The organism is Curtobacterium sp. L6-1, assembly GCF_018885305.1.
Lineage (GTDB): Bacteria > Actinomycetota > Actinomycetes > Actinomycetales > Microbacteriaceae > Curtobacterium > Curtobacterium aetherium.
Genome location: NZ_CP076544.1, coordinates 1,602,024 through 1,614,775, shown reverse-complemented (window position 1 = coordinate 1,614,775; position 12,752 = coordinate 1,602,024). Strand labels below are relative to the sequence as shown.

Annotated in this window: 10 protein-coding genes; 3 read left to right on the top strand and 7 right to left on the bottom strand. The window is 71.6% G+C overall.

Annotated features, from left to right (window positions below):
• Positions 1-104 precede the first annotated feature (104 nt).
• Positions 105-2,552 carry an AAA family ATPase gene (locus KM842_RS07330; protein ID WP_216261795.1) on the bottom strand — a complete coding sequence of 816 codons (2,448 nt, stop codon included), beginning with the start codon at positions 2,550-2,552 and terminating at the stop codon, positions 105-107.
• A gap of 151 nt (positions 2,553-2,703) precedes the next feature.
• Here KM842_RS07330 and KM842_RS07325 point away from each other — a divergent pair, with 151 nt between their 5' ends.
• Both KM842_RS07325 and KM842_RS07320 read left to right on the top strand, forming a co-directional pair.
• Entirely contained in the window at positions 2,704-3,537 is an 834-nt protein-coding gene (locus tag KM842_RS07325; RefSeq protein WP_216261794.1) for a hypothetical protein, read from the top strand.
• Positions 3,530-3,832 (top strand): hypothetical protein, encoded by a 303-nt coding sequence (locus KM842_RS07320; protein WP_216261793.1) that lies wholly within the window; start codon positions 3,530-3,532, stop codon positions 3,830-3,832. Before KM842_RS07325 ends, KM842_RS07320 begins: the two co-directional genes overlap by 8 nt.
• An 18-nt stretch (positions 3,833-3,850) precedes the next feature.
• Here the strand turns inward: KM842_RS07320 and KM842_RS07315 are convergent, their stop codons facing one another.
• The 4 genes from KM842_RS07315 to KM842_RS07300 all read right to left on the bottom strand — a co-directional run bounded on the left by KM842_RS07315 (position 3,851) and on the right by KM842_RS07300 (position 7,475).
• The gene (locus KM842_RS07315; protein WP_216261792.1) at positions 3,851-4,477 is read right to left on the bottom strand and encodes a response regulator transcription factor; all 627 of its coding nucleotides are present in this window, start codon (positions 4,475-4,477) and stop codon (positions 3,851-3,853) included.
• Positions 4,474-5,697, bottom strand: a complete 1,224-nt coding sequence (locus tag KM842_RS07310; RefSeq protein WP_216261791.1) for a sensor histidine kinase — start codon at positions 5,695-5,697, stop codon at positions 4,474-4,476. The genes KM842_RS07315 and KM842_RS07310 overlap by 4 nt, the downstream gene beginning before the upstream one ends.
• A gap of 86 nt (positions 5,698-5,783) precedes the next feature.
• A complete protein-coding gene (locus KM842_RS07305; protein WP_216261790.1) occupies positions 5,784-6,638 on the bottom strand; it encodes an ABC transporter permease in 855 nt (284 codons plus the stop codon).
• Positions 6,639-6,641: 3 nt separating this feature from the next.
• Positions 6,642-7,475 carry an ABC transporter ATP-binding protein gene (locus KM842_RS07300; protein ID WP_216261789.1) on the bottom strand — a complete coding sequence of 278 codons (834 nt, stop codon included), beginning with the start codon at positions 7,473-7,475 and terminating at the stop codon, positions 6,642-6,644.
• A 237-nt stretch (positions 7,476-7,712) separates the two neighbouring features.
• On the opposite strand from KM842_RS07300, the gene KM842_RS07295 reads away from it, so the two are divergent.
• Entirely contained in the window at positions 7,713-8,984 is a 1,272-nt protein-coding gene (locus KM842_RS07295; RefSeq protein WP_216261788.1) for an exonuclease domain-containing protein, read from the top strand.
• Positions 8,985-8,995: 11 nt separating this feature from the next.
• Here the strand turns inward: KM842_RS07295 and KM842_RS07290 are convergent, their stop codons facing one another.
• Complete coding sequence (locus tag KM842_RS07290; protein ID WP_216261787.1) at positions 8,996-11,623, bottom strand: DEAD/DEAH box helicase; 2,628 nt, start codon at positions 11,621-11,623, stop codon at positions 8,996-8,998.
• 286 nt (positions 11,624-11,909) lie between these two features.
• Entirely contained in the window at positions 11,910-12,548 is a 639-nt protein-coding gene (locus KM842_RS07285) for an HNH endonuclease (RefSeq protein WP_216261786.1), read from the bottom strand.
• Between the last annotated feature and the right edge of the window lie 204 nt (positions 12,549-12,752).

Below are 12,752 nucleotides of genomic sequence, written 5' to 3'. Positions count from 1 at the left end.
GCCGCGCGAGGGCGCGGCGGGACGACGGATCGCCCCACGGCGCGACGACGGACGGGAGGCGCGTGGCGGGCCGGCACCGCGCCTCCCGTCCGACGGGTGGTCGGTCAGCCGCCGAGTTCGGCGCGCAGGTACGGCGCCGTGCGGCTGTCGGGGGAGGCCGCGACCTCGGCGGGGGTGCCGGCCGCGACCACCTGGCCGCCGGCGTCACCACCGGACGGGCCCATGTCGATGACGTGGTCGGCAGCGGCGACGACGGACATCGCGTGCTCGACGACGACGACCGTGTTGCCTGCGTCCGTCAGGCGGGCGAGCTGCTCCGTGAGCCGCTCGACGTCGGCCGGGTGGAGGCCCGTCGTCGGTTCGTCGAGCAGGTACAGGGTGTGGCCGGACCGGGCACGCTGCAGTTCGGTGGCGAGCTTGATGCGCTGGGCCTCGCCGCCGGAGAGCTCGGGCGCCGGCTGGCCGAGGCGGAGGTAGCCGAGGCCGACCTGCCCGAGGGCGTCCAGGGCACGTGCTGCGGCGGGGAGCTCGGCGAGGAACGGGGTGGCCTCGTCGACGGTCATGCCGAGCACGTCCGCGATGGTGGCGCCGTCGAGCCGGACCTCGAGGGTCTCGGCGTTGTACCGGGAGCCGTGGCACTCCGCGCACGGGGCCCAGCTGCCCGGCAGGAACAGCAGCTCGACGGACACCGAGCCCTCGCCCTGGCACACCTCGCACCGTCCGCCGGCGACGTTGAACGAGAACCGGCCCGCCGTCCAACCACGGGCCTTCGCGTCGTCGGTGGCGGCGAACGCGGCGCGCACCGCGTCGAACAGGCCCGTGTACGTAGCGAGGTTCGAGCGGGGCGTGCGGCCGATCGGCTTCTGGTCGACCTCGACCACGCGGCTGACGGTCGGGTGGTCGAGCGCCCTGGTCGGGAGGACACCGCCGACGAGCGACGACTTGCCGGACCCGGAGACGCCGGTCACGGCGGTCAGGACGCCGAGCGGGAGGTCGACGTCGAGCCCGCGGAGGTTGTGCTGTGAGACGTTCCGCAGTTCGAGGGTGCCGACGGGCGTCCGGGGAGGGCGTGCCTCCTGGCCGGGTCGACGGGGCTGCAGGAACCGACGCGTGACGGATTCGTCGACGTCGGCGAGGCCGTCGACGGGACCGCTGTACAGGACCGTGCCGCCGGCGGATCCGGCACCGGGGCCGACGTCGACGATCCAGTCGGCCTGCCGGACGATGCGCATGTCGTGCTCGACGACGAAGACGCTGTTGCCGCTCGCGCGCAAGTCCTCGAGGACCTGGACGAGGGGTTCCGCGTCCGCGGGGTGGAGGCCCGCGCTCGGCTCGTCGAGGACGTAGACGACGCCGAACAGGCCGCTCCGCAGCTGCGTGGCGATGCGGAGGCGCTGCATCTCCCCGGGGGAGAGCGTCGGCGTCGTGCGGTCCAGGCTCAGGTAGCCGAGGCCCAGTCCGGTGAGGACCTCGACCCGGCCGAGGAGGTCACGTGCGATGGCGACCGCGACCTCGGTGCGCTCACCCGACGAGGTCCGCGACGTGGCCGCCGCGGCGTCGGTCAGCTCGGTCGTCGGACGCAGGACCTCGGCGACGTCGGACAGCGGCAGCGCGTTCAGCTCGGCGATCGTCCGGCCGCCGAACGTCACCGCGAGGGCCGCCTGCGTCAGCCCCGTGCCACCGCACAGCGAGCACGGGCCGGACTCCACGAACTGCAGGACCTTGTTCCGCTGCGTCTCGCTCTGCGAGTCCGCCAGCGTGTGCATCACGAACTGCCGGGCACTCCAGAAGCGGCCCTTGTACGGCTTCGCCACGCGGTCGCGCTTCGGGTTCACCTCGACGACGGGCTGCTCCTCGGTGAAGAGCAGCCAGTCGCGGTCGGCCTGCGGCAGCTCGCGCCACGGCCGCTCGATGTCGTACCCGAGGCCGGCCGTCACGTCGCGGAGGTTCTTCCCCTGCCATGCACCCGGCCACGCGGTGATCGCACCGTCGCGGATGCTCAGCGACGGGTCGCGGACGGCGGAGGCCTCGGTCACCTCGTGCGCGACGCCCAGCCCGTGGCAGCGCGGGCAGGCGCCGGCGACGGTGTTCGGGGAGAACGAGTCCGAGTACAGCTGCTCGGCACCCGCCGGGTACGTGCCGGCGCGCGAGTAGAGCATGCGCGTGGAGTTGCTCAGCGTCGTGAGCGTACCGACGGTCGATCGGGAACTCGGGGCGCCGCGGCGCTGCTGCAGGGCGACCGCCGGCGGGAGGCCGGTGATCGAGTCGACGTGCGGGGTGGAGCCCTGCGCGATGAGGCGGCGGGCGTACGGGGCGACGGACTCGAGGAAGCGGCGCTGTGCCTCGGCGAACACTGTGCCGAACGCCAGGCTCGACTTGCCCGAGCCGGAGATGCCCGTGAAGGCGACGATGCGGTCGCGGGGGATGTCGACGTCGACGTCGCGGAGGTTGTTCTCGCTCGCGCCGCGGACGCGGATGAAGCCGTCGGGGGTGGGCGTCGCGATCGTGTCCCGCTCGATAGTCGGATCCGTGGTCGTGCGTGGTGCGGGCATCCGTTCGAGCGTACGCGGGTGAGCTGCGGCGTGCCGGCCACAGGGCGACCGGAGAGCTGGCGATCGATGAACCAGGGACGGGAGGCGCGTGGCGGGCGGGTGCCGCGCCTCCCGGCCGGTCGGTACGCTGGGTGTGGGGAACGGGGGACGGATGATCGACGACGTCGCGTGGTCGCCGCCGAGGCGGCGGAACGGCATCTGGTGGATCGTGGCGAGCGGGCTGTTGCTGCCCGCCGGCTGGGTCGCGTGGCTGCTCGTCGCGCTCGCCGGCTACAGCGGTGCCGGGAACTCGACCCACTCGCTCGCCGAGCAGACGACGGGGAGCATCGTCGTCACGGTCGTCTGTGCGGGGGTGCCGCTGACCGGCGTCGTCGTGCTGCTGGTGCAGCGACGGCGGGACCGATCGGTGACGTTGGTCGGACCGGTGGCGTGCGCGGTGTTCGCGGTCCTCGCGGCCGGGACGCTCGGCTACCCGACGTCGGGGGTCGCGCAGAGCTGGACTGCGGACGAGGAGCGTCGCGCGCAGCCGCTCACCGAGCTCGAGACCAGCAGATCGCAGGCGGAAGCGGAGCGGGACCTCGCGGACGTCGGGGAGCGTGCGGTGCGCGCACTGGGCGAGGACCTGCGCACCGGGGAGGTCGAGCGGTACACACGCGGGTGCCCGCTGTCGAACCTGGAGCAGGGCACGCAGTACACGTGGCGCTGGTCCGCGACGTCGGTGCCCGAGGGTGATCCGCGCTCCGACGCGGAGCGGGCGGCCGACGAACTCCCGGCGGACGAGCTCGAGCGGCGGATCGCTCCGGTGCGCGAGGTCCTGCGCGACGTCGGACTCCGCGACGTCGACCCGTACGGGTGGGACGTCCGCGGGGTCGGCGACGGGTGGCTGCAGGAGGCCTTGGCGCATGTGACGAAGGTGTCGGGTGACGTGTCGATCGAGACCACCTGCCTGGCCGGAGGACCGGGCGACGGGTACGACGATGAGTGAGCCGGACGCACGCGCTGTCCCTCGCGGCCGGTCGCAGGGCGTGTGGGTCGCACTCGTGGTGGCTGCCGGCTGCACCGTGTACGAGCTGCTCGCCGGCGCGCTCGTGGAGTGGACCGGGCTCGGCTTCGTGCCGCTGCTGTTCGTCCCGCCGCTGTACCTGGTGGCGATCCTGCTGCTCGTGTGGGTCGGGCAGCAGGGGATCCGGGCAGCGAGGACTCTGGCGATCGTCGTGGGGATCGTGCTCGCGGTGTCGCTGCCGATCGCGGTGGTGCTGGCGCTGGCGACCTGGGACTGACCCCGGTCGATCACGGCGTCAAGGCAGGAGGCCGAGCTCCATCGCGCGGGTGACGGCGCGGGTGCGGTCGTTGACGCCGAGCTTCTCAAAGACGTGGCCGAGGTGCGTCTTCACGGTGGTCTCGCTGAGGAAGAGCACGCGGCCGATCGCCGGGTTGCTGTTGCCCTGGGCGACGAGGCGCAGGACGTCGAGCTCGCGCGGGGTCAGGGACGGTCCGCTCGGCACGGCGCCCACGGTCCGACGGACCAGTGCGGCAGCTGCCGAGGGAGCGAGGGCGGTCTCGCCGCGAGCGGTCGCCCGGACGCCGGCGAGGATCTCCGACTCCGGCGCGGCCTTGAGCAGGTAACCCGTGGCGCCGGCCTCGATCGCGGCGAGGATCTGGTCGTCGGACTCGTAGGTCGTGAGGATCAGGACGCGGACGTCGGGTGCGGTGGCGAGGATCTCGGCCGTTGCGGCGTCGCCGTCGAGGATCGGCATGCGCAGGTCCATCAGGACGACGTCCGGACGCTCGGCCAGCACGAGGGACACGGCAGCGGCACCGTCGGCGGCCTGCCCGACGACGTCGATGTCGTCCGCTGCCTGCAACAGTGCGACGATGCCGGACCGGACGATCGGGTGGTCGTCGGCCACCACGACGCGGATCACCGGGACACCGCTTCGCCGTGGACGGACGAGGGGGCCGGGACCGGCGCCGTGCCCGTGCTCGTTCCGCGCGCTGTCGGCAGGACGGCCGTCACGACCGTGCCCGCTCCGGGCCTGCTGTCGACGGTGCACGTCCCACCGGCGAGGGCGAGCCGGTCGCGGAGTCCGTGCAGGCCGTGTCCCGCCGTCACGATCGCCGAGTCGAAGCCGCTGCCGTCGTCGGTGAGCCGCAGGACGGTGCCCTCGGTGTCCTGCTCCAGCACGATCCGGACCGACCGGGCACCGGCGTGCGCGCGGACGTTCGACAGTCCCTCTTGTGCGACCCGCAGCAGCACCACCTGGGCGTCGCGGTCGAGCACGCAGTCGGCAGCGGTGACGGTCACGGGCGTCCCGGTCTCGCGGGTGTGGCGCTCGCCGAGGCGGTGGAGTGCCCCGGCCAGGCTGTCGTGGGTGGCTCCGGCAGCGCCGGCGGCGACGAGGACGCGTGACTCCTCGAGGGCGGCACGAGCGGACTCCTCGAGGATCGTGAGCCGTTCGTCGAGGGCGTCGGTGCGGTCGTCGGCCAGGTCATTCCGCGCCCGCTCGGTGAGCATGACGATGCCGGCCAGGTTCTGCGCGACGGTGTCGTGGATCTCGCGGGCGAGGCGCTCCCGTTCGTGCGCGATCCCCGCGGTGCGATGTGCGTCGGCCAGGGAATCCTGGGCGGCACGGAGCTCCTCGATCAGGTGACGACGCTCCTCGGCGAGGGTGGACACCCGCGTCAGCCAGAGTCCGAGCGCGCACGAGCCGACGACGCTGACCACCTCGATGAGGAGGGTGCTGGGCAGGGCGTCCGGGCCGCCCGCGACCATGAGGCCGAGCCCGCTCGCGAGCCCGACCAGCACGGACAGGGCGACGGCGACCGGGACCCGCTCGGCCTGCCGCCACACCAGCGGGAAGAGGATGCACTGCACGAACGCGGTGGTCGGGACGACTGCGGGGAGCACGAACGCGGCGCTGATCGCGAGCGGTAGGAACGCGGCTGCGGCCCACCGCTCGTCGTACCCGCGCCGACCGTAGGTGACGTACGCGAGGGTGAGGACTGCCAGTGCGGCGAACGCCGGCCACCGGGAGGACCACGGCGACCCGGCGGCGACCGCGATCACACCCGTCAGCAGCACCGTCGCCGCGAACGACACGTGCAGCCACACGTTGGCGCGGGTCGTCGGCTGCAGCTCCGTCATGGCCACAGCCTCCCACGCCGCCGGCTTCCGATCGACGTTGTCCACAACCCGTCCGAGGTCGTCCAGGACCCGTCCCCGGTGCACGGTCAGCCGTCCTTCCGGTTCCACCGGAACGTCAGCAGGCAGGCGACCAGGCCGAGGACCAGCCACGCTGCCAGGACGAGCGCTCCGAGACCGAGGTGCCACGAGCCTCCCGGCTCGACGGACGCGAACGCGTCCGGCAGGAACACGGACCGCATGCCGGACGCCATCCAGCGCAGCGGGAAGGCGCTGGCGATGCCCTGCAGCCAGTCCGGCAACTGCAGGAAGGGGAGGTAGACGCCGGAGATGAACTGGAGCACCAGCACGACCGGGACGATCGTGGCGGTGGCGCGACGGCCCTCGCGGGGCAGGGCGGAGATCGCGATGCCGAGGACGGCGCTCGTCGCGATGCCGAGCAGCAGCACCACTGCGAAGGTGCCCCACCGACCCGCGTCGGTCGGGAGCATCACCCCGAACAGGAGGCTCGACACGGCCAGCAGGATCGCCGTCTGCACCAGCGTGGTCACCAGGACCATCCCGATCTTGCCGACGAAGTACGACATCACGGGAAGGGGCGTGCCGCCCAGCCGCTTCAGCGTGCCGTCGCTGCGCTCGCCGGCGATGTCGACACCGAGCGCTTGCGTGCCGGAGAGGAGGATGCCGGTCGCGACGAGGCCGGGCAGGTAGTAGGTGGCGTAGTCGACGCTCGCCGTCCCGGCCTGGATGTCGCGCATGCTGGCGAAGGCGACGGAGAACAGGGCGAGCATCACGACGGGGAACAGGAAGGTGAAGAAGACGGAGTCGGGGGCGCGGAAGTACGAGCGGATCTCGTACCCGATGCGTGCGGCGCCGAGGGTGAGGGCGCTGGGCGCCGGGGTCGGGGCCGCGGTGGTCGTGGCGGTCGGCGTGGTCGTCGTCATGGTTCAGGCCACCATCTCGAGGTAGACGTCCTCGAGGGACGGGCGGATGACCTCGAGGTCGAGCATCGGGGTCGTCGTGCTGCGGATGCGGTCCTGCGGCCGGTCGGTGCGTTCCTCGTGCCGGGTGCCGTCCGCGTCGCGCCAGCGGAGGCGTGGCGTCCGTGCCTCGGCTCCGCCGAGCTCGTCGATCGGTGCCAGCGCGCGGAGGCGGCCGTCCGCGATAACGGCTGCCCGGTCGGCGAGGTGCGCGGCCTCGTCGAGGTAGTGCGTGGTGAGGAGGACCGTCGTGCCCTCGCGCTTGACCGCGGTGACGAGGTCCCAGAACTGCCGTCGCGCCTCCGGGTCGAAGCCCGTGGTCGGCTCGTCGAGGAACAGCACCTCCGGCCGCCCGATCACACCGAGGGCGACGTCGACGCGGCGCCGCTGCCCACCGGACAGGCGGCTGACCCGGGTGTTGCGCTGTGCCTCCAGGCCGGTCGCGGCGAGGAGTTCCTCGACGCTGCGGCTGCGCGGGTAGAGGCGGCCGAAGTGGCGGAGCTGTTCGGCGACGGTGACGTTCGGGGACTCGGCGCTCGTCTGCAGGACGATGCCGACGCGGGCCTTGTGCTCACGCGTCGGGCGGGCGGGGTCGGTGCCGAGGACGCGGACCTCGCCGGCGGTGCGGGAGCGGAAGCCCTCGAGGATCTCGACCGTGGTCGACTTGCCGGCGCCGTTCGGGCCGAGCAGGGCGACGGTCTCGCCGCGGGCGATGGTGAGGGAGAGGTCGGAGACGGCGGTGTGGCCGGTGGGGTAGCGCTTGGTGAGGTCGTGGACCTCGATGGCTGGGGTGTCGGGCATGAGACCAGCCTCGCGCGGAGGCCGTGGTCGGTGGATCGGGGGAGTGGGTGGAGGCGCATCCTCCGATCGGAGGATGCCGTCTCGGTGCTGGGCCTGGTCGCGCGATCACGGTCGGGCGCGGCGTGCCGGTCGAGGCCCCGGGCGGTCGTCCCTCGAACAGGTGGTCGCCGCGGGGCGCCATCGCGGTGATGATGGTCCAGCGCCGGGTGGGACCGTGGCGCTGGGGAGGAGCGCACGATGCACAACGGCTACGCGGTGATCGACCTGGAGACGACCGGACTCGCTCCGTCGTACGGGCACCGCATCATCGAGATCGGGATCGTCCACGTGACGCCGGACGGCGAGGTCGAGCGAACCTTCGAGACCGTCGTCAACCCGAACCGCGACCTCGGCCCCGTGCACGTCCACCGCCTTCGTGGTGCCGACATGGCGGGCGCTCCGACCTTCGCGGACGTCGCCGGTGACCTTGCAGAGCGTCTGCAGGGTCGCGTCGTCGTGGCGCACAACGCCTCGTTCGAAGCACGGTTCCTGCACGCCGAGTTCGAACGGCTCGGACACCGCTCACCGCTCAAGCAAGCGGGCAGTGCGCTCTGCACGATGCGGCTCGCACAGGAGTTCCTCCCCGGGTCCGGCCGGAAGCTCGCCGACTGCTGCAGCGCCTACGACATCGAGCTCGTCGACGCGCACGAGGCGCTCGCCGATGCGCACGCTACCGCCCGTCTGCTCGGCGCCTACATCGGATCGTCCCGCCGTGATCCGCGCTGGACGACCTGGGGCACCCTGGCCGGCGGGCAGCGGTGGCCCGGAGTCCCGCGCAGTGGTCGGGCGTGGACCGCGCGCAACCGCTCGACCGGCGCGTCAACCCGGACCCGCGTCGACGTGGCGACCGACCGACTGCCCGCCGTCGACGGCAGCGCGGAGGCGACGCTCTACGCGGCCGTCCTCGACCGTGCGGTCTCCGAGGACCTGCTCGCCGCCAGCGACGCTGATCAGCTCAGCGCCTACGCGACCGAGTTCGGGCTGGACGCGGCTGCCCGTGCGAATCTGCACCAGCGGTACTTCGGCGACCTGGTCGAAGCGGTGTGGGCAGACGGCGTCTTGACCATCCAGGACCACATCCAGCTCGAGCGGGTCGCCCGGTTGCTCGGCGTGACGGACGACGAGCTCGAGCACGCGGTGCACAGCCGGCAGCCCGCCCGCATGGGTGCACGGTCGTTCTCCGCCGCGCAGCAGCCGACGTCGACCGCGGCAGCTGCAGAGCCGTCGATCGACCTGGGCGAGGGCAGCATCGTCACCCTGACCGGCGAGATGCGTCGCAGCCGCCCTGAGATCGAGGCGGATCTCGCGCGGCTCGGCATCAGGTCGGCGCCGAACGTCACGAAGAAGACGGCGGTGCTCATCGCGGCGGACGTCGACAGCCTGTCCGGCAAGGCGCGGAAGGCCCGGCAGTACGGCATCCCCATCATCGAAGAGGACGTCCTGGAGGCGGCGCTCGCCGCCGCCAGGTAGGGCTCAGCCCGTCAGACGGCCGGTTCCGGCGTTGCGGCTCCGGCAGTTCGTTCCTCCGTCAGCCGAGCACGCTCCTCGGCGAGCACCTGCGCGATGAGCTGCGACTCGGAGATGTCGAACGCCTGCGCAGACGCGCTCGCCGTCTCGCTCACCGCCGCGAAGTCCGCGAACGTCCGGGTCTTCCGCGCGAGCATCCGGACGAGGGCTGCGTCGACGCCGTCCTCGGACAGCAGCCGGTGCACCTGCACGACGTCGAGCTGACCCATCCGACGGGCGCGGGCGATCGCCTGCCACTCCGTCGTCGGCTTGAGCTGCGGCTCGCAGATCACCACGACCGACGCGGCCTGGATGTTGAGGCCGACACCGCCGGCGATGATCTGCGCGACCAACACGGCGCCAGGAGCGGCCGCGGAGAACTCGTCGATCATGTCCTGACGCCCGGAAGGCGGGGTGGAGCCGCTGAGCGGACCGATGACGGTTCCGTCGACGGCGGCGAGCACCGCCTCCAGGACGGCTCGGTAGTGGGAGAAGACGATGGTCTTGCGGCCGGTGGAGCGAGCCTCCGCGATCACGTCGCGGAGCGACGCGATCTTGCTCGAGGCGGCGCCGTCGAGCATGGCGAGCTGCCGCATCGTGTGGAAGTTGTCGCTGTCGACCGCGGCGGCGTAGCGCGTGGCCTCGGCGGGGGTGAGGTCGGTCCACTCCTCGACCTCGACCAGTTCCGGGAGCTCGGTGAGGACGTCCTCCTGGCTGCGGCGGAGGTACACCGGCGCGATCTGCTTGCGGAACGTCAACGGGTCGTCGTCCTCGCCGACGATGAGATCCGGGCGGATGTGGTCGATGAGCACGCGGAACTCCTCGACACGGTTCTCGAGCGGCGTGCCGGACATGAGCAGTGCACGGTCGGACCGTTCGAGGAGCGCGCGCGTGTGCTTCGTGCGCTTGGCGTCGGGGTTCTTGACGTAGTGCGCCTCGTCGACGATCACCGCGGCGAATCGCTGCTCCTCGGACACCTGCGTGCGGAACCACTCGAGTGTCTCATAGGTGGTGACGGCGACGCCGCCCTCGCGGAGCCAGCCGCTGATCCGGCGCATCCGCTCGGTGCCGTGGACGCGGAACGCCGGGACGGCGGTGTGCTTCTCGGTCTCACGCAGCCAGTTCGCCACCACCGCCGCGGGACAGACGACCACGAAGCGGGGCATGCCGTCCGGAGCGGTGGCCGCCACGTGCGCGATCGCCGCGAGTGCCTCGACGGTCTTGCCCAGGCCCATCTCGTCACCGATGACGACTCGCTCCTGCACGAGCGCGAACGCCGCACCGAATCGCTGGTACCCGCGGAGGGACGCGGACAGGAGGGACGTGTCGAGGTGGAACTGCTCGATCTGTTCGATCAGGCCCTCGGGGAGCGACCCGCGGCCGGCCGTCGTCGAGTCGGTGAGCCCGACCTCGTCGAGGAGCGCGAAGTAGCTGGCCGGGCGGTCGAGGAAGTCGCTCCAGTCGTCCGTCGTCGCGATCCGGTCGCGGTCGCCGGCCGCGCGGACCGCGCGCTGGCGGGCGTCGTCGACGTCCGCCTCGATCCGCTCGACGGCGCCCGCGGCTGGGTTGAACGACCCGGAGGCCCGCGCGCCCGGCTGGTGCACGATCCCCAGGACCGCTCGCTGCGCGACCGCGTCCGCCAGGGGAGCGAGTTCGTCGACGAGGACGGCGGCGCGGGGGCCGCCGCCGTTCTTCGCGGCCTCCCACTGCCGGAGCGCGGACACGAGCGCCACGCTCGCGGTGTCCTGGCGGTGGGCGTCGATCTGGACGGCGGCGTCCTCGCGAGCCGCGTCCTGCATCGACCGGGCGGCGGCGTTGATGCGAGCGGCCGTCGTCTCGCCGATGCCCGGCAGGTGACCGGCGACGATCGGGGCCCGCAGGAGCTCGCCCACGGTCTGGATGCCGGCGTCCCGGACCGCGCCGAGGCGGAGCTGGTCGCGGGTGACCTCGCGGAGCCGGTCGACGTTCATCGTGTTCAACTCACGCCGTGCCGCGACGTCCCGCACGCGGTGGCCGGCGTCGAGGACGCGCGCCCGTGCCTCCTGCTCGGTCTCGACGACCGTGCGGAGCGTCTCGATCGTGGTGGGGAGGTGCGCCATCGGGGCGAGGTCGATCAGGGCGACCGGGCCGAGGTGCGCGGTCGCGGTGAGGAGCGGGCCCTCGGTGTCGAGGAGCGCGTCGAGGGTGGCGTCGGGGCGGGGGACATGACGGGTGTCGATCGCCTTCAGCGCGGTGAGGGCGCCGCTGGCGTCGAGCCACGCGTCCGTCTCGGCCAGGTAGTACTCGGCCCGTGCTGCTGCCTCGCGGCGTTCCTTCCCGGCGAAGATCCCGGCGATGCCGGACGCTGCGTCCTCGTCGGCGAGGGCCAGGGGGACGTCCTTCGCCAGGACGGTGAGGACGTTCTCGGCAGTGGCGTCGACCTGGGGGAGCAGGGCGGCGTGCTGCATCGCTGCCGCCAGGGTCGTGTCGGCGGCGCGGAGGGGGAGGACGGAGCACGAGAGGGCTGGGCCGGTGATCGTCACGCGGCGGGTGAGGAGGGTGTCCTGCGCCGTTGTGGCGGCGTTCTGGATGGAGGCTTGGTGGTGGCGGATCGCTGCGGCCACCGTCGACAGTGTCTGTAGACGGTCACGGAGTGCTCGGTCGACCATTGGTGCCCCTCCCTGGGTCGTTGCGTTCATCGTGGCATAGGCGCGTGTGGGAGCGAGGTCGGTTGTTCGCCGGTGACGGACTCAACGCAGCGATGCCACCCCTGAGCCGATTATGATGATCTTGCGGGCTTTTGAAAGCTGGCGTCGACGGAAGACAGCTTTTGTCAGTCGGGCTCGTTCGAGGTCAATTTGATTCGCGAACCCATTGTCGTCGCCGCGGCTCAGGCATAGCCGGTAGAAGCTAACCGTCTTGGTGTCGCTTCCACCGCATCCAGGCATCTTGGAGCGCGGCCGGCGCGGGCTGAGCCGGAAGATGCCGGAGATCACTCCGCGTGATAGGCACGTGTTCTCGTTGACTGTCGTCCCGAAACACGATCTTGGTGCTCACCGGATCGATACCGAACCACCCCTTGTCGAACAGCCGGTGGTGATTGCTGCAGAGTGGGAGACCATTCCTGGCATCGTCTGAACCTTTGAGCGAATTCGGACGTACATGTGCTGCTTCAAGGACCGGGGATGCGGAGATGTCACAGACGGCGCAGCGAGCTCCGTACCGCGCCATCACCGCGAAGGCAAAACGTGCCTGGTTTGGTCGTGCCCTCCTGCGTTGCCAGCGAGTTTCCTCATCATCGAGCACGAGTTCGAACTCGGCATGGATCCCCGTCGAAGGCGCTGGGGGAAGGACTTCATCATCGATGAAGGTGATGAGCACGGAACCGGAGTCGCGATTGACCTCCTCGACGATTGCTCGTCGGACCGCTCTGGTGGTCGTCGTCTTGCCGGGAAGAATCACGAAGACCGGTACCGCCAGTTCGTAAGCCCGGACGGTCGCCTCGATTTCTGCCGTGTCTCGCCCCGGCCGTTTCGTCTTCGGCAGCATGTACTCTACGCCATCAACACCACGCTCATTCGCATATGCCGCCCCCAGGTCCAAGAATGAAACAGCAATACCGGCCGGCGCGATCGTCGAGTTCGTGGTCGGACGGTCAACGTAGATTCCCCGTCCTCCGGCGCGCAGCCGCAACTCGGGAAGTTGTCGGGCAAGAACTTCGAAGGGGCTCCCGCGTTCTTGGCAGCGGACCAG